Below are 18962 nucleotides of genomic sequence, written 5' to 3' on the forward strand. Positions count from 1 at the left end.
TGTCATAGAAAGGTTTTAAATTGAGCTGTATAGCAAAACTATCTATTACTAAATTTCACTGAAGCCAATTTCGCAAACGATAGGCTTCAACATTATTGCAACACAAAAATTAAAAAGTCAAATGATTACATATAAAGAAAAGGTTGAAGAGTGTGTTCAAAAAGTACAAACTCTTTGCGATGGATTTCAACCTGAAGTAGGAATTGTATTAGGTACCGGTCTTGGTGGGCTTGTAGAAGAATTGGATATCAAATATGATTTGTCGTATGAGAAGCTTCCTCACTTTCCTTTATCTACTGTAGAGTCTCATAAAGGACGCTTGATTTTCGGTTATTTAAATGGGAGAAAAGTAGTAGCTATGCAGGGGAGATTCCATTTTTATGAAGGATATGACATGAAAGAAGTCACTTTTCCTATTCGTGTTCTAAAACTTTTAGGTGTCTCTGCTTTAATTATTTCTAATGCGGCAGGAGGTATCAACCCTAACTTCCAAAAAAGTGATTTGATGATCATCAACGATCACATCAACTTGATGTTTGGTAATCCATTGATTGGGAAAAATGTAGACGAGTGGGGTGATCGCTTCCCTGATATGTTTGAACCTTACAGCAATGATCTTATTGAGAAAGCAAAAGAGGTGGTCAAAGAACACAACTTACCAGTTCACGAAGGAGTATATGCCTCAGTAACAGGTCCTAACCTTGAAACAAAAGCAGAATACAAGTACTTAGGGATTATAGGAGCTGACGTTGTAGGAATGTCAACAGTGCCTGAAGTCATTGTTGCAGTACAAATGAAACTTCCTGTTTTTGCCGTTTCAGTAGTCACTGATTTATGCTACGAAGGAGCCCTTCAACCTGTCGATTTACCCGAAATTTTGAAAAATGCCAGTAATGCTGAACCTCACCTTTCAAAATTAATTGGCGGTTTATTGACAAAAATCATATAAAAATGTTAAATTAATGAAAATAAGCACGTAATTTGCATATTTAAATCCATAATTTAATCGGAACAACCTTCTTACTACTGAAAGAATAGTAGAATATGAACAAAGCACTATCAGCACTATTACCTATAGACCTAACGTATATTGACGATGCCATTATGCGTTATTCTCTAACTGCCGCACCTGTATTTTTAGTACAGAAAGTTATCCTTATGCATGTCATAAGAGACGGTTCAGCGAAAGAAGAAGTAGAGTACAAAGGAAAACTTGTGACTAAGAAAGACATGGTCTTGCAAAAAATGCAGGAGCTTGTTGATAAATTCAGTGAATTAAATGACAGAAACATCGAATTTATATTCCAAGTTTCTGAATCAAGCGATCCAACATCGAAGATTTTAAAAGCCATTCAAAAAAACAAGGTGGACCTTGTTATTGCTGGTAAGAAAAATATCGCTGAAGGAAGCGGTACGATTGCACGTCTTTTGACAAGATATGCTTATTGTACTGTATTGACTGTTTCGGAAAACCCTCAAGTACCAATTAAAAAAGCCATCGTTCCTATTGATTTTTCTGAGATGTCTAAAATGGCCATGAAAAATGCTATTCAGATTGCCAATAGAAATCATATGGAATTGACCATACTTCATGTATACGCCCTGCCAACAGGATATACAGCTTCAGGAAAAACACCCGAAGAGTATGCTCAGGTATTACTACAACATGCTGAAAAAAGATGTAAAAACTTCTTGAAGCAGTTTGATTTTGGAGACATCGACTACAAGACAAGATTACACTTTGACATTTATGGAAACAATGAAGCTAAAATCATTTCCAATATATCATTGGTAGAAGATGGAGACTTGATTGTCATGGGATCAAGAGGAAGATCGGCCCTAGCTGCTACTTTTATTGGTAGTACAGCCGAAAGCTTACTAAAACAACATACTACAATCTCAACTATGGTCGTTAAAGACAAAGTGAGAAACTTAGGATTGTTTGGAGCTTTATTAGAAATCTAATTTTCCTGAATCAAAAAAACATTTCAAAAGCTCTAAGATCACTCCTGGTTTTAGAGCTTTTTATTGCTATATATTTTCAACTTAAACACTAAAATGGAAGCACTCTTCACAACTGCTGGATTAATCAGTTTAATCACACTAACATTACTTGAAATCGTTCTCGGTATTGACAACATCATTTTCATCTCTATTGTTAGTGGAAAACTCCCTCAAGAACAACAGGACAAAGCGAGAAGCTTAGGTATCATGATGGCATTAGTTGTTCGTATTGGTCTATTATTCTCTATTTCATGGCTTGTAGGATTGGAAGATCCTCTGATTACTATTCCTTTCTTAGACCTTATTGGTGTAGATGGAGCATTGAGTGGTAGAGACTTGATATTACTTGGTGGTGGGTTATTCTTAATTGCCAAAACAACAAGCGAAATTCACGTTCATGTGGAAGGTGAAGACGAGGAAGAAATGCAAGTCAAAAAAGTAAAATCATTTTGGAGCGGAGTAGTTCAAATTGTATTGATTGATATTGTTTTCTCTTTTGATTCAATCTTAACTGCAGTTGGACTTGTAAAAGAATTACCAATTATGATTGCCGCCGTAATTATATCACTTTGCGTAATGTTATTCTTCTCTAAGAAAATTGCCAATTTTGTAGATACTAACCCTACTATTAAAATGCTAGCCCTTTCATTTTTAGTAATGATTGGTTTCCTATTGGTGATCGAAGCATTTGGTGTTCACGTTCCTAAGGGATATGTTTACTTTGCCATGGCTTTTGCATTTGGCGTGGAACTTCTTAATATTAGAAGTAGAAAAAAGAATCCTAAAATCAGTAATGCTAAAGAGGAATCTGTATCAGCTTAATCTTACTAATTATATAAATAATATCCCCATCAGAATCGATATTCATTTTGATGGGGATTTTTTGTTAGAGGACATCTATTGTATCTGGTTCATTAAAATAAATATAACCATACCAACTTCCTTTCTTTTTTCTAGCATTGTACCTTGGTAATACAAATTCACTCGGTTCTTGAAATTGTTTTAGATTGATGGTACCTTCAATAACATTTGAATACAATATCTCTTCCTCATTGTTTACTTTCAGTCGTATTTTTGTTTTGTATTCTCCTTTATAAATCGGCATTGTAAAATAGGTGTATGTTAGACCCGAAAGTGGATTAGGCTTAATGCTATTTCCACACCAACTATGTGCCCAATATTCTATTGGTTTCCATTTTCCTTCGGGAGTTAAAGCTTCTTGTATAGCCATAATATCTCCATCTTGGGTGAGTATATATTTTATGCTATCGGATAAATTAGCAACCCATACTCTATACCCTTTCACATCTTCATATACAGAAGGAGATAGATGTCTTTGAGGATAAATTTCTTTACCATAAGAAAAAGTTGGAAGCTTATAACTATGCCACTTACTTACCTGATAGCTAATAGCTCTTGTAGTATCAATAATTATAGAAGGTCGATAAGAAATCAATGTGTCAATAGGGTCAAACCATTCTTCTTCATCTTCTTCCTCATAAGAGTTATAAACACTATCAATAAAATGATTATACCTTGCTCTCAAGGAATCATTGGATATAATTTTCTCATAACCTGTAGATGCCACTTGCATAATTTCAGTTTCGAAAAAGGGCAAACTATCAATATCATATTGTTCTTTATCCTCTATCTGAGGTGGATCAAAAACATACGTTTTGGGCTTGTTCTGTAATTGACAGTTCCATAATAATAGACTTAAAAAGAGAAGTGTGATTATTCTGTTCATAGTTTACTTTTTGTTTTTTAAATAAAGAGCTATTTCCACCATTGTATCTACCCAAATATCTTTCTTGTGCTTTGATAAATACTCAATCAGTTCGATGTGTGCATCATTAGAAACATTCAAACTATGTTCCCCGCCAACACCATGAAATAGAAATACCACCAATGCATTTTGAGCTTCTGTTTCTTTGACAAGTTTGATCATCTCCTCCCCTGTTTGTCCATGCATACTGAAACATTTGATATTATTCATATCAATGGTCTTGCTTGATTCTAAACCATGAAAAGTACCTCTTGCAGCTACAAACTCACTTTCTACTTGATCATAGAAAGGTGTTCCATTAATTGTCAAATCTCCGCAGGGGTAGGCAAACGTTCGCTCGTCTTTTCCATCAATGGCTTTTAGTAAAGTGTTTGTTGTTTTGATTTCATTAATGGCTCTAAAAATACTGTATTGACTTAGGTCTCTTTCAGGTATTACCCAACCTCTATGATCAATACTCCCATCACAAGGATGTGCTAAAGTATGATTGCCTAATTCATGTCCTTTTTTGGATGCTTTTCGCCATTCCTCCATTCTCTTATTCAGAATTTCGGTATCACCCATTACATAAAAAGTACCCTTTAAATGATGTTTGTCTAAAACTGGCATTACACTGTCTAAATGTACATTTAGGGCGTCATCATAAGTCAGTACAACGGCACATTTTTTTCCATTCCAAGGCGTATCACTTTGGGCATAGATTACATTGATTACAAAAAATAAAAGAAGAAAGGTAGTAGTTATTTTTCTCATTACTGAAACTAGTTTGCACTAAAAAAAGATTCACTTGTACAGGATTAGTACTTGTTTTAAATGTAGAACATATTCTATCCTCTAACAATTCATTAGTGGTAAATTGTGTTTAATCTCAAGAATATCAACGCAATCTATTAAGTGCTAAAGTAAATCTAGTTTGGTACTTGACAGTAAACTATTTCAGATGAAAACCTTAATTATGAGAAAAACTATTCTAGTATTACTCTCGCTAGGAATTGTATTTTGTTCCTATGCTAGTGAAAAACCTGAGAAAAAAACACCCAAGAAACCTAATATCGTCATTTTATGGGGAGATGATATAGGACAATTCAATCTATCATTTTGGAACCGTGGTCAAATGGGATATATGACACCCAATATTGACCGAATTGCGGAGGAGGGAATTGCTTTTACAGACTATTATGGAGAGCAATCTTGTACTGCTGGCCGTTCTTCTTTTCTGACTGGGCAAAATCCTATTCGCTCTGGCCTTTCAAAAGTAGGATTACCTGGAGCGAATGCAGGTTTTAGACCTGAACACCCTTCTATGGCTTGGTTATTAAAACGAGAAGGATATGCTACTGCTCAGTTTGGAAAAAATCACTTTGGCGACCGTGATGAGATGTTGCCTACCAATCATGGTTTTGATGAATTCTTTGGCAACTTATACCACTTAAATGCAGAGGAAGAACCCGAACATCCTGATTATCCTCAAGACGACTGGTTTAAAGACAAATTTGGTCCAAGAGGTGTAATCCACTCTTACGCCGACGGTAGAGTTACGGATACGGGCCCATTGACTAAGAAAAGAATGGAAACGGTGGATAGAGAAATCACGGAAAGAGCAATTGAATGGGTTGGCGAAAAAGCGAAAGAAGATGCTCCTTTCTTTTTGTGGTACAATACCGTTGGGATGCACTTTCCTACTTACAGAGCGGATGATATTAAAGGTATTTCTGGTCAAGGTGGTGATTCTTTTTATGCTGATGTGATGGTAGATCACGATCGAAATATTGGAAAGATCTTAGCAAAGTTGGAAGAACTAGGTGTGATGGAAAACACCATTATTATGTATTCTACAGATAATGGCCCACATTATAATGAATGGCCTGACGGTGCAGTCACTCCGTACAGATCTGAGAAAAATACTAACTGGGAAGGTGCTTATAGAGTACCTTGTCATGTGATGTGGAAAGGTACTATTCCTGAAGGGAAAATACTTACCGGTATTGTTTCTCATCAAGATTGGCTGCCGACGGTAATGGCTGCCGTTGGAGTAACGGATATCAAAGCTCAATTAGAAAAAGGAGTAGATTATGCCAACCGAAAAGTACAAACAACTATCGATGGCTTCAATATGCTCCCTTATTTCAAAGGCGAAACCAAAGAAAGCCCAAGACGAAACTTTATTTATACTTCTGACGATGGTGATGTGACGGCCGTCAGAATGGACGATTGGAAAGTGGTATTTATGGAACAAAGAGCACGTACGATGCAAGTGTGGGCCGAACCATTTGTGCCGCTTCGTTTACCAAAAATATTTAATATCAGAAGAGACCCTTATGAAAGAGCTGACACTGATTCCAACTCTTATTGGGCTTGGCTGGCAAAACGTGCTCCTTATATTTACAAAGCGGGTGCTACGGTAGGAGAATTTATCCAATCGCTTTATAAATATCCTCAAATAGAAAAAATTGATTCCTTCTCCATTGATGGTGCTATGGACGATTTTAAAAGATGGAATGAAGAAAGATTGAAATCAAAACAGTAATACTATGTTTTAAGCAGTTATACTTAAAAAAAAGAAAGTCTAAAACTTCCGATTTTGATTGTATAACTGCATAGTATTAACTTGCGGCTTCATTTGGCATTAGGTCAGATGAAGCCTTTTTATTAATTCAAATATCCCCATGCAGAAGGAACAATTTTTATATACCATCAAATACAATTCAAATGAGATCTCCATGTGTGAACTTGAAACAAAAATCCTTTTTGATCAAGCACTCCAAGGCAATCATTTCTTCTCTGATGTAAAAATTGAACCGGACAGCAGTGCTTTTATCAAGAAAAGAATTGATATCCTTTTCGCTACGGATAATTATGATGAACTCCTTGAAAATATTAAGGCGAAAGATATATGTGCTGAAGGTTTCAAGTTGGAATATGAAAAACTGAAAGGGGATGAAATTAGCTACAAACCTCGTTTAAATAAACTTCGTGATATTGGCTATATCATCACTGGAGAGCCTGATTATTACAATCCCACGATCACTTATGCTTTATGCAATTATGAAGGCGTTTGGTATTTTGGTGAATCGATCCGTGATGATGCTGAATGGCAGAAGCATAATGACAAACCCTGTTCTTTCAGTAATTCATTAAGTATGAATACAGCCAAAACATTGGTCAATATCGCCTCTAAAGGAAGTAAAGAAAGCAGATTAATAGATACGTGCTGTGGTGTGGGAACTGTAATGTTAGAAGGCTGTTATGCTGGTTTTAATATAGAAGGGTGCGATATCAATTGGAAGGCCTACAATCATACTACAAAGAACTTAGAGCATTATGGTTATTCGACAAAAGTCTATAACGAGGATATCAAGAATATTACTCAAAAATATGATGCAGCCATTATTGATTTACCTTACAACCTCTACTCCGCTTCAAGTGATGAAATTGTAGAAAACATCATTGCATCTGCCTCAAGAATTGCCTCAAGGTTGGTAATCGTTTCTATCACTGATATTAAAGCAATTATTGAAAAGTATAACCTTGAAATGGTGGATTTCTGTACTGTTGATAAAATAGGGAAAGTGAAGTTTACTAGAAATATTTGGGTATGTGAATTAAGAGCTGAATTATAATTCTCTTTCCAATAGATATTTTCACTTTTCTATGAAACAGTTCATTTCTTCTCTAAAAAATGATAACTTATACTTTTGATTATCAATTAAATATCAATCTACTCAAATACTATGAAAGAAAGAGAAGTCATCAGAAATGGAGAAGGTGAAAACTACAACTATTCACAAGATCACTGCTTTGTAAAACTCTCATCCAACCACACTAACGGGGAACTCAGTTTTGTAGAAGACACCCTGAAACCAGGCTTTTTCCTTGCACGTCACCACCATAAAATCATGACGGAGATATTCTATATTCTTGAAGGAGAAGTAGAGTTGATTTTTGATGATGAAACGGTAATTGGCAAGCCCGGAGATACCATCACGGTGCCTCCAAATGTATGGCATGCGGCAAAATGCGTGGAGGGTGGAAAAATGCTCACTATCTTCAAAAATGGTCAGTTTGATTTATACCTCGAGAAACTTTCAAAACTCACTGATGCTGATTTTGAAGATGCTGAATTGATGAAATCTATTTCGGCTGAATTTGATATTTATGAGGAGTAACCTACTCTTTCATTATACATAAAATGGAAAGTCAATCTAGCTTTAGGTTGGCTTTTTGTTTAATCCTACATTAGTTCCAACCAGTAAACCATAACATTAATATTACTGTTTTTTCCTTTGTAGCTATTACACAAAACCTGCAATAAAGTTGCGTTTACATTCAATTGATTTTATTTTGCGACACCATCGCACTTAAAAACTTTAAACTTATGAATAGGAAACTACCTGTAACTGTTTTGAGCGGATTTCTCGGAGCAGGAAAAACTACTCTTCTCAATCATATTCTACACAACAAAGAAGGACTGAAAGTAGCCGTCATTGTCAATGATATGAGTGAAGTAAACGTTGACGCAGAATTGGTCAAAAACGAAAACACTTTATCTCGTACAGAAGAGAAATTAGTGGAGATGAGTAATGGCTGTATCTGTTGTACACTCCGGGAAGATTTAATGGTAGAGGTAGAAAGACTCGCAAAGGAAGAGCGTTTTGATTACCTGCTGATTGAAAGTACAGGGATTAGTGAACCCGTTCCGGTGGCTCAGACCTTTTCATTTGTGGATGAAGAAAACGGAATCGACCTATCAAAATTCAGTTATATTGATACAATGGTGACTGTGATTGATGCTTTCAATTTCTTTAAAGATTTTGATAGTCCAGAACGTTTAGTGGATAGAGAGTTGACCGATATTGAAGGAGATTACAGAACGATTGTGAATTTACTCACCGATCAGATTGAGTTTGCCAATGTAATTGTCTTAAATAAAACAGATTTAGTCACCGAGGAACATTTAGGTGTTTTACGTGCCGCTATTCAAAAGTTAAATCCATCTGCCAAAATCACTGAATCGACTTACAGTAAGGTCGATCCTGCTAAAATTTTGAATACTGGATTATTCAATTTTGAAGAGGCAGAGCAAAGTGAAGGTTGGATTGAAGAACTTAATAAAGAGGAACACACACCTGAAACGGAGGAGTATGGAATTTCCTCTTTTGTTTATCGTAATGAAAAACCTTTTGACCCAGAACGATTTTGGTTTTACGTTCAATATGAGTTCCCAAGTGCTGTTATTCGTAGTAAAGGATTGTTTTGGCTGGCTTCACGCCCTGATCAAGCAATGGTTTGGAGCCAGGCTGGAGGTTCTTTAAAAGCAGATAGTGCTGGTGTGTGGTGGAGCAGTATGCACCGTAAGAAAAGACTTCAATATGCTGCTTTCCTTGAAAATCAAGAAACAATTGAATCCAATTGGGATGATACTTTTGGAGATCGAAAAAATGAATTGGTTATCATTGGACAAGATATGGATGAGGCACAAATCATCAAAGACCTTGATGAGTGTATTGCTACTGAGGATGAGCTAAAAACGCTCCGTTGGAAATTAGGCTATGAAGACAATTGGCCTGTAGAGAGGTCTTATGCTTTTGAGTAAAATATTTTTCACCTATGTATAAAAAATACCTACACTAAACTATCTGTTCGGTGTAGGTATTTTTATGTTGAAAAGTACTTGTTATTTCAATTTGAAATTAACGATCACCGGATTATGATCAGATACTAATTCATTGTCTGTTTTGATGATTTTAGTATGAATATCCTTTTCATTGGCTATGTTTGATGAAAATAGAATATGATCAATCTGCTCTGGTTCTCCCTTATAATTATAGGTCCATCGCACATCAAAATCTTTGAAATATTCTGATCTTCCTGTTTGAATCAACTCCTCATAAATGTCATCAAAGCCTCTCACTCTATAGACCGATGGACTCTTTTTCTCAGCATTTAAGTCTCCTGTCACAATTACTCTTCTACCAAGATTGAGCTGTTTTATGATTGCTCTTCGAGCAATACTCGCCTGAGCAATTCTCTTGGCATCACTCTCAAAACCACCTCTTTCGCTTTTGAAATGAAGAACAAAAATATCAACTTCTTTCCCTTCAATCGTAGCGGTTACTTTCATTCCTTTACTTATTCCCGTTTGTCCTTCAGCGTCTCCATCGAGTTCTTCAAGGTAAATTGAAGTTCCTTCAATCTCATACCAAGTCTCTTTCAAAGGGTATTTTGACAATACAGCAACATGTTGCCCTGTAAAAGTATCTTTGCTATCACATACTTCCCAGTAATCGTAAGTGACTTCTATTTTCTTTAATTCATCTACTAGAACTTCCAAGTCTTCACGAGTACCTACCTCAGTAAGCGTGATAATATCTGCATTAATCTTCTTGATCATTTCAGCTACATTTGCAGAAGCTTCCCTTAGTTTTTCAGACCTATTTTCTTCCTTATCCCAAAATTTCTGCTCCTTTTTAGAAGCATATTTCATATCATAAGGTAAGCCAAATTTGAGCTGTACTTTCTTCTTATTTAGAAACTCTGCATTGAAAGTTGCTATTGTTACTTCTTGTGCAAACAGCGAACTAACAGCCGTAAAAAATAGAAGAAAGAATAATTGAATTTGTTTCATTATTAGTTTTTATTTCGATTAGACCTGCAAGTAAATCAAAAATAAGAGAATGGTGTTATTTATTTCCAGCTTTTATAATATCGTCTACAATCGCCATATGATGTTTAGTATGAATTAGTAGAAACTTTAAAGCCTGTTTCTTTTTTAAATCTCCAAAATAAGGGTGTCTAAAGTATTTCTCTTTTGCAAGAGTACTTAGATCTGCCATTTTCTGTTTCGTCACTATTAAATCAGCTCTTAGAGTGGCTTCATCATATTTCTCAGGCCTTACCATTTTGGGAGACTTTCCTTTTCCTCTTGGAATTTTATTCATACCAAAAACAATCAATCGAGGTATTTTAAAGGACCATTTATATTTTTGGGGATCAGATTTTTTCATCGCTTCTATTACACCATCCAAGACTAATAAGCTATGTTTTATATGCCAGCCTACATTGGCCTCCGAGACAGAGGACTGAAGAAGGTCATGGTTTCTTATTTTGGATTCAATATCTATAAGTAAAGCTTCTATTTCTTTCATAGTTTATGATTTGAAGGAATAAATTTAAGTTTAGAGATTATGTAGTTTTTCTTCAATATATGGATAATAAACAATACCTGTTGTATGCTGTATTAAGATCCTTAGATATTAAAAAAGAGTTCATCAATCTGTATAATGTTTCATCAACATATCAAAAAATACCTCCTGCTTTTTATGGGCAATCAAGTAATAATCTCGATCAGGATAAAGATCTGATTCCCATATTAACTTCAAAGAATGATCTTCTATAAACGATTGAGCATTTTCCATTAAGGTGACTGCTACTCCTTCCAATTTTGTCATTTCTTGAAGCATAAAATATTCATTCGGAATAATATAATTCGTAAATATTTTAGGTCTTTTTTTATTAAAACAATGTAACCAAAAGAACTTAATAAACGGATTCGTTGACATGTGAGAAAACCATGTTTGATGTTCCAGCCACTTTTGGATCTTGTTTAAATCGTTATTTTGAATGTATTGATCGAGTTCCTCTGTATTGAGATTAGGATGCCCTACAATAACCAATTTAGAACTTCTTATTTTTTGAGATAAAACATCAAAAGTTGGAAAATCTTCTCGGACAATAGCTGCATCTACCTCTCCTTGATTCACTAATCCAAATAGCTTTTTATTATCGTTTTCAAAGTGTACTGAAAGGTGCTTGAATGACGAGAGTACTTTTCCAGAAATAAAGCTTTTATAGAGATCCTCGCTTATTCCAAAAGTATAAAGTCGCTCTTCTTTCTGTACTGATTTACTATAACTCGCTTCTACTTTTTCAAGGGTATCCAATGATTCAATAATGAGGTTATTGAGGAATTTGGCATTTTCAGTAGGGATCACTCCTTTTGATTTTCGGGTGAACAACTTATGCCCCACTGCCGCTTCAAGCATACTAATTTGATTACTTACTGTGGGTTGAGTCAAGAATAATTCTTCGGCTGCTTTCGAGTAATTCTTGTGTTTATAAACTGCTTTAAAGGTGCGATACCATTCTAGATTAATCATAATGATATTAATATTTTTATATCAATACTAAAATTAAACGATTTCATTTTATATCACAAGCTCTCTACATTTGTATCATCACTTTTAAACAATAAAAAACTATGAAAAGAATAGCATTAGTAACAGGAGCAAATAAAGGTTTAGGTTTTGAAACTGCTCGTCAATTAGGTGCAAAAGGAATCAAAGTATTGATGGCATCTAGAAATCAAGAAAGAGGTCAAGCTGCAGTAGGTCAATTGACTGCTGAGGGACTAGATGTCGAATTGGTTCAATTAGAAGCAACAAAAGATGCACAAATCGAAGCGTTGCAGCAGAAAATTGAAGCGGAGTACGGTAAGCTGGATATTTTAGTCAACAATGCTGGTATCATTCATCAAGATGAACCTCTAGGAGTGAATACTTCTGAAAATATTGTCGCTTCCACTTTACAGGAAACTTTTGACGTTAACTTTTTCAGTGTTGTAAAACTTACTCAGGCTTTACTTCCTCTTATCAAAAAAAGCGATGCAGGTAGAATCGTAAACTTATCAAGTATTCTTGGTTCGAATACGGAGCAAAGTGATGTAGAATCACCTTACTATACGGTGAAGCCATTTGCCTATGATGCTTCAAAAACAGCCTTAAATTCTTTTACAGTTCACCTTGCAGCCTCACTTGAAGGAACAAATGTAAAGGTAAACTCTGCTCATCCAGGTTGGGTTAAAACGGATTTGGGTACTGAAAACGCACCAATGGAAATCGTGGATGGAGCTAAAACTTCAGTGAGTCTGTCTTTATCAGAAGAAACTGATTTCAATGGTCAGTTTATTCATATGGGTGAAGCTGTGGCTTGGTAATTATTTCATAAAAATGAAGGTGCCCACTTTTACATGGGCACCTATTTTTTATTTGATCATCAATTTCTTCTCATAATGATTTCCCTCTTGATCAATCACCTTGATCAGATAGAAGCCAGCTCCAAAGGTTGAACCTTTAGATAACTGTATTTCCTGAGAAGCATCCAATTGTTGATATACTTTTTGACCATTCATATTATAAATCAAAATATCAGCGTTTTCCATACCTTCCAAATTAATGGTAAATGTGCCATTGGATGGATTAGGGAAAACCGTCACTGCTGAAACTTCCTCTTCAATGAACGATGTACCACGTTGACGGGCAGAAGACGACCCGGAAGTCAATACTTCAAACTCATTGATACTTACCCAATCACCAGTATAATTATGTGCCCCTTCTACAATCAGTTTTACATAACGTCCTGAAGCATTGAAATTATCATTCAATGGTTGAGTAGTACTTGTATTTCCTGATCTATCCACCACCGTATTAAATCCAGTAGTTGGTGAGTTAGACACTCGAACTCTATATTGATAAGCTCTATCAAGGTAAGTCCACATTTTTGTACCCGTGATATTTTGAGTGCTTCCCAAATCAAATACTACTGTTTTAGAGAATCCTTGTGCACTCCATCGAGAATTGTCGCTCACATCACCGTCCAACAAATTAGTCGCTACGTTTGGTACTTGCTCGGCAGTAACAGATTCAATTGTCACGTTCACTGATTGTACATTGACGGTAACACTTGAAGCTATAGTACTCTGGCCGTCTTCATCATAAGCAACGGCATCAATAGTGTATGTTCCTGTAGTAGTTGGAGTCCATGTTACTGAATACGGAGCCGTTTTATCTTGTTTGTAAAAACCGTTATTCACTCTGAAATTCACTTTTGAAACTGCTTGGTCATCAGAAGCATTGGCTGTTAATGTGACCGTAGTACCTGGTTCAACGGTAAGGTTATTGGAAGGAGCCGTCATGCTGACTACAGGCGGTGCATTTTGAATATCTAAATCTATGATTTGAAGGTATGTTGGATGTGTGTCATCACTGTCATTTCCTTTTAAGTAATAGTATAATTTCCCATCGTTGATATGTACTATTCCTTTTGTAAAGGTCATTCCTGAAGTCGCTTTATAAACATTTGTGATATTGTTTGTACCACCTTCTAATTTGTCTACAAACACTCTACCTCCACTTAAACCAATCATATACACATCATTTCCTGAAGTATAAAGTGCATCGGCTCCATTGAAGTTCGTCGTCACTGTAAAGTTAGATGCCCCTGCCGGTTTGTAACTGTGTATGTATTTTGTGACATTGTATTGATCATCTCTTACTTTACTGATGATATGTACATCCCCTCTTTCAGTAACGGTCCAATCAAAACCACCTACAATATAAACCATATTTCGAGCAGTTGTTTGAACATAATCTCCAGGTTCATAGACCAATGCCTCTTGTGCTTTTACTAATGGGAAAGTGATGGACTGTCCTTTATGGTTTTTCCATTGAGAAGCTCCTGTTGGGTCATCAGAGTAGGCATAATAGACGCCATTTTGATACTTGTATTTATCAGTTCCATCTTTTAGTCTACGTTGGAAGCCAATACGCATTTTTCCATCCACGTATTTCATACTTCCATAAATACTCCAATTGTGTGTCTCTCCTTTACTTCCTGCTCCTAAAGCATTGAACATCTTAAATCTCCCCCATTTCTTTTGAGAGGCATCGTACTTAATGAAAGCTTGTGCTCCATCATGAGAAGTACCTTTACGCATTGTCAAGAATAATTCTCCTTGAGCATTTAGGAAAAACTTAGGGTAAGTGAACTTCGAATAATGTGATGCATCTCTCACCCCATCCATCGTACAATGCTTATAATCTCCATCAATGGGATCTTTGACAAACTTACTCAACGTAAATTCTGAATCAGAAACCTCAGCAACATTAGATTGAGAATAAGAATATCTGAAATAATCATTGACAAATGACCCCGAATTGCTGTAAGCGTGCATATCATAAGCCAAGTGAATCGTACCATTGATCGGGCTGATACCAATTGCAATTGTATTGTGTGTTTCTCCTAACCACCACTTACCATTGTAACCTGTGTGCTGATGAGGAAACTCAATAGTCTTCTTACTTCCCGTTTGTGTATTATACCTTGTCAACATCACATGACGGTTGGTTTTTCCACCTTTGTACCAAGTCATAAATACATAGTGCTTGTACGTTTTGATACAATCTCCATGAGGAGTCAGTGAACTTCCATATACATAATCATACCCTGTTGAAGAATTGGCGGTATGACTGATAGACACTTTGTTTCCATCAAAATATAAAGCTTGGCTCGTAATGCTTACTTCTTTTTCAAGTGTAACCTGTCCCATTGACACTCCACTGATCAATAAACCAATCAGTCCAAATGCAATTTGACCTAGTCTGCTAATTTGATAATAAAAATTGTTTTTCATACTTCATTAATTATTCATACTTCTTATAGATAAGCAGCTGTACAATTAAAATCGGAAGTTTTGGATTTTCTTTTTTAGCCTACTCTTCGTTAGAATATCATCACGTAGCTCCGGCTATGCTCTTCTATTCTGCCTTGATTAGACTAAAAAATAATAATCCAACTTATCACAATTATAAATGTGCAACTGCTTAAAGCCGTTGTAACGGTCTTTTTTACTTATCTGATCATCAGTTTTTTGTCATAGTAATTCCCATCTTGGTCAATCACTCTGATCAGGTAAACTCCAGAATTAAAGGTTAACCCTTTTGACAATCGGAGGGACTGAGATGTATTTTGCTCTTGATGTACTAATTGACCTTTCATATTGTAAATCAAAATATCAGCGTTTTCAATACCTTTCAAATCAATGGTAAATGTACCATTAGATGGATTAGGGAAAACCGTCACTGCTGAAGCTTCTTCTTCAATGAACGATGTATCACGCTGACGAGCAGAAGACGATCCGGAGGTCAATACTTCAAACTCATTGATACTTACCCAATCACCAGTATAATTATGAGCCCCTTCGACAATAAGTTTTACATAACGTCCAGAGGCATTAAAATTGTCATTCAACGGTTGGGTAGTGCTTGTATTTCCCGTTCTATCCACCACCGTATTAAAGCCACTATTTGGTGAATTAGACACTCGAATTCTATATTGATAGGCTCTATCAAGGTAAGTCCACATTTTTGTACCCGTGATATTTTGAGTACTACCCAAATCAATTACTACTGTTTTAGAGAATCCCTGAGCACTCCATCGAGAATTGTCGCTCACATCACCGTCTAACAAATTAGCTGCTACATTTGGTGCTTGTTCGGCAGTAACAGATTCAATTGTTACATTCACTGATTGTACATTGACTGTTATACTAGACGAAATTGTACTCAATCCTTCTTCATCATAAGCTACAGCGTCAATCGTGTAAGTGCCAGTAGTGGTAGGTGTCCATGTAACTGTGTAAGGAGCTGTTTTGTCTTGTTTGTAGAATGCATTATTTATCCTAAAATTCACTTTGTGTATGGAACCATTATCTGATGCATTAGCTCCTAACGATATTACGCTACCAGGAGCAACTGTAATGTTATTCGCAGGAGAAGTCATGTTGACTACTGGAGGAGTATTGGTCGGAATCCCTAAATCTATAATTTGCAAGTAAAGCGGTTGGGCATCGCCTGATAGACGCTCCATCATATAGTAATAGACTTTTCCATCCTTGACATATACTTGACCATGTCTAAATCTTTTTCCACTCGTTGCCTCATATACGCGAGTAAAATTATTGGTACCACCTATTCCTTTTTCAATAAATACTCTTCCCGAACTATTTAAGCCAATAATGTAAATATCATCACCAGATGTATAAATTCTTTCCGCACCCGAAAAATTAGTAGTGGTTGTAAAGTTAGAATTGCCCGCCTTTTTATAAGTATGCACATTTTTAGTGACATTAAACTCGTTGTCTTTGACCTTCCCTACAAAATGTACATCTCCGTTTTGCGTCACGGTCCAATCAAACCCACTCACAATGTACACCTTGTTTTTTTGAGTCGTAGCGACCAAATCACCCGGTTCAGAAATTTTGATTTTATCTGCATCAAGAAGTGGTAAAGAAAAGCCTTTACCTTTATCATCTTTCCAATTACTCGTTCCGTTCTGATTATCAGAATAGGCATAATAGAAACCGTTTTGATACTGGAATTTATCATTATTGTTACTAGACCTTCTTTGGAAACCGATTCGAATTTTCCCATTAACGTATTTCATATTGCCATACAAACCCCAGTTGTAAGCTTCTCCCTGCCCCTTTGCATTCAGCACATTGAAACTGGTAAAATTAGACCAAGTGGAGTTGCTGGCATTGTACTTACTAAACTTATAGGCTCCATTATTATTCCCTCCTTCTCTGATGTATACAAATAGATCTCCTTGATCATTCAAGAAAAATTTAGGATACGTCAAACCTGAAAAGTTGGCATAATCTTCACCTCCATTTAGACTCAAATGCTTATAATTACCACTTGGGCTATTTACAAACAACGATAATTTAAATTGACTATCAGAGACCGTTGCTGCATTAGCTACAGAATAAGAGTATCTAAAATAATCATCACTCAAACTTCCATCTGATGGCTTTGTTCTGGAATAAGCGTGCATATCATACAGCAAATGTATGGTACCATTCAAAGGGCTTACCCCAACGGCAATTGTATTGTGTGATTCACCAATCCACCATTTATTTTGATAACCGGTATGTCGGTGGGGAAACTCAATGGTTTTCACCACACCCGTACTTTTATTGTACCTTGACAACATCACTTGACGATTGCTTTTACCTCCTTTGTACCAGGTCATAAAAACAAAACCATCAAACTCAGTGATACAATCTCCATGGGCAGAGATTTTTGGTCCGAAGAAGTAATCGTAGTCTGTTCCGGTGTTAGAGGCAGAACCGCCCACTTTCTGACCATCAAAATGTAAACCGATGTCGGAAATTTTGGTTTCAGATTCAAGTGTTACTTGACCCAATACCATAGTAGGAAAATAACAGACACAAATTACCCATAGCAATGAATTAGATGTAATCCGCTTCGCTAAAACGTTTAGATTAGCATAAATTTTCATAGTAAAATATTTAGATTAGTACAGCGAAAAATTTAGCAATACCCATCGTGCTGCAAGAATAGGCATTGGCTATTCTTGAGATAACACCTTTTCACTGCCGAGTCTGATTGTATTGAATGAAAGCAATGAATAAGTAATAGTGAATTTGCTTCATTACTTTATGATTGATTCTATCCAAAATAGAATTAAAGAGGGTAGTTTAGATTTTCTATCTTTTCATTTCATAACGTGTACATTTAAGTTTCCCTTACCGTATAACTAATATTATACGCTACAGGCTTCACTTGATAAGTGACCGAAAATAATAATCCGAACGCTACTTCTCTAAAGCGATCTCTAGATATCAATACAATAAAGTCATTCAATGATTTTAAATTGAAAGTATACGGAATTGCCTTAAGTTATTTGACAGTGGTACCTACTGCACAAACAAAAGTGGTATTCGTAATCATTGTAATCTGCTCAAATCTCAATACCATACATCAATCATTGCACACTGAAGTAAGATTGTCGATTTGTGTAATAATCAGCTGGTGTAAAAGTAATGTTACTCAGAATTCCATTTAGATGTAATACATAAATTTCAATGCTAGCCAATTTCATTTCATCCTGTTTGAGTAGAGTTGATTCCTATTTCATTTTCTTTCTTTTGTACAAAACGCTATGGTTTCATTAATTCATCTCAATCATCAATATACTCTTCTTCATAGCTTCTGACTAGCTGATTCAAATATGATCGTTCACTTAAAAAAAATCATCCAAAAAGCATGGACTATAGTGTAAAAAATACATGTAATGGACTATTTGGCAAATATTAAATCATCGTCTACAATTAAATACATTGTAAACTAAGTTTTCGAATATTAATAATATTTAGAAATCGGGAGATTTCTGCTGATCTTTAGGACACGAATGTCGCTATCGCTTAACATTCGCGCCAGTGGACTTTCTACTCAATTCGTTTGGTAGTGCTTTCCATAGGCCTTGAAGGGAAAAGCGTTAAGAATTACATGGATTGAGCCGTTAAAAATGATTT

At 35.7% G+C, this 18962-nt stretch carries 15 protein-coding genes; 8 read left to right on the forward strand and 7 right to left on the reverse strand.

The window, feature by feature from the left end:
- Positions 1 to 121 precede the first annotated feature (121 nt).
- From IC221_RS01740 to IC221_RS01750, 3 genes are all read left to right on the forward strand, one after another.
- Positions 122 to 949, forward strand: coding sequence for a purine-nucleoside phosphorylase (locus IC221_RS01740; RefSeq protein ID WP_044207678.1), 828 nt, complete (start codon positions 122 to 124; stop codon positions 947 to 949).
- A gap of 95 nt (positions 950 to 1044) precedes the next feature.
- Complete coding sequence (locus IC221_RS01745) at positions 1045 to 1965, forward strand: universal stress protein (protein WP_188167323.1); 921 nt, start codon at positions 1045 to 1047, stop codon at positions 1963 to 1965.
- A 93-nt stretch (positions 1966 to 2058) separates the two neighbouring features.
- Positions 2059 to 2826: a TerC family protein gene (locus IC221_RS01750; protein WP_188167324.1), complete on the forward strand. Its 768-nt coding sequence runs from the start codon at positions 2059 to 2061 to the stop codon at positions 2824 to 2826.
- Between the two features lie 64 nt (positions 2827 to 2890).
- On the opposite strand, the gene IC221_RS01755 is transcribed toward IC221_RS01750, so the two are convergent.
- Together IC221_RS01755 and IC221_RS01760 are read right to left on the reverse strand one after the other, a co-directional pair.
- Positions 2891 to 3751 carry a hypothetical protein gene (locus tag IC221_RS01755; protein ID WP_188167325.1) on the reverse strand — a complete coding sequence of 287 codons (861 nt, stop codon included), beginning with the start codon at positions 3749 to 3751 and terminating at the stop codon, positions 2891 to 2893.
- Between the two features lie 3 nt (positions 3752 to 3754).
- Positions 3755 to 4543 (reverse strand): polysaccharide deacetylase family protein, encoded by a 789-nt coding sequence (locus tag IC221_RS01760; protein WP_188167326.1) that lies wholly within the window; start codon positions 4541 to 4543, stop codon positions 3755 to 3757.
- 187 nt (positions 4544 to 4730) lie between these two features.
- Between IC221_RS01760 and IC221_RS01765 the strand changes: the two genes are divergently transcribed.
- From IC221_RS01765 to IC221_RS01780, 4 genes are all read left to right on the forward strand, one after another.
- Positions 4731 to 6317 (forward strand): arylsulfatase, encoded by a 1587-nt coding sequence (locus tag IC221_RS01765; RefSeq protein WP_223241263.1) that lies wholly within the window; start codon positions 4731 to 4733, stop codon positions 6315 to 6317.
- 139 nt (positions 6318 to 6456) lie between these two features.
- Complete coding sequence (locus tag IC221_RS01770) at positions 6457 to 7410, forward strand: TRM11 family methyltransferase (protein ID WP_188167327.1); 954 nt, start codon at positions 6457 to 6459, stop codon at positions 7408 to 7410.
- Between the two features lie 111 nt (positions 7411 to 7521).
- Entirely contained in the window at positions 7522 to 7956 is a 435-nt protein-coding gene (locus tag IC221_RS01775; RefSeq protein WP_044207664.1) for a cupin domain-containing protein, read from the forward strand.
- A gap of 209 nt (positions 7957 to 8165) precedes the next feature.
- Positions 8166 to 9383, forward strand: a complete 1218-nt coding sequence (locus tag IC221_RS01780) for a GTP-binding protein (RefSeq protein WP_188167328.1) — start codon at positions 8166 to 8168, stop codon at positions 9381 to 9383.
- Positions 9384 to 9464: 81 nt separating this feature from the next.
- On the opposite strand, the gene IC221_RS01785 is transcribed toward IC221_RS01780, so the two are convergent.
- From IC221_RS01785 to IC221_RS01795, 3 genes are all read right to left on the reverse strand, one after another.
- Positions 9465 to 10415 carry an endonuclease/exonuclease/phosphatase family protein gene (locus IC221_RS01785; RefSeq protein WP_188167329.1) on the reverse strand — a complete coding sequence of 317 codons (951 nt, stop codon included), beginning with the start codon at positions 10413 to 10415 and terminating at the stop codon, positions 9465 to 9467.
- Between the two features lie 55 nt (positions 10416 to 10470).
- The gene (locus tag IC221_RS01790; protein ID WP_188167330.1) at positions 10471 to 10935 is read right to left on the reverse strand and encodes a hypothetical protein; all 465 of its coding nucleotides are present in this window, start codon (positions 10933 to 10935) and stop codon (positions 10471 to 10473) included.
- A 123-nt stretch (positions 10936 to 11058) separates the two neighbouring features.
- Positions 11059 to 11946 (reverse strand): LysR family transcriptional regulator, encoded by an 888-nt coding sequence (locus IC221_RS01795; RefSeq protein WP_188167331.1) that lies wholly within the window; start codon positions 11944 to 11946, stop codon positions 11059 to 11061.
- Between the two features lie 101 nt (positions 11947 to 12047).
- Here IC221_RS01795 and IC221_RS01800 point away from each other — a divergent pair, with 101 nt between their 5' ends.
- Complete coding sequence (locus IC221_RS01800; protein WP_188167332.1) at positions 12048 to 12782, forward strand: SDR family oxidoreductase; 735 nt, start codon at positions 12048 to 12050, stop codon at positions 12780 to 12782.
- Between the two features lie 48 nt (positions 12783 to 12830).
- Here IC221_RS01800 and IC221_RS01805 read toward each other — a convergent pair whose 3' ends face one another.
- Positions 12831 to 15257 carry a BNR-4 repeat-containing protein gene (locus tag IC221_RS01805; RefSeq protein ID WP_188167333.1) on the reverse strand — a complete coding sequence of 809 codons (2427 nt, stop codon included), beginning with the start codon at positions 15255 to 15257 and terminating at the stop codon, positions 12831 to 12833.
- A gap of 218 nt (positions 15258 to 15475) precedes the next feature.
- Entirely contained in the window at positions 15476 to 17926 is a 2451-nt protein-coding gene (locus IC221_RS01810; protein ID WP_188167334.1) for a BNR-4 repeat-containing protein, read from the reverse strand.
- Between the last annotated feature and the right edge of the window lie 1036 nt (positions 17927 to 18962).

Source organism: Flammeovirga sp. EKP202 (genome assembly GCF_014534745.1).
Taxonomy (GTDB): Bacteria; Bacteroidota; Bacteroidia; order Cytophagales; family Flammeovirgaceae; genus Flammeovirga.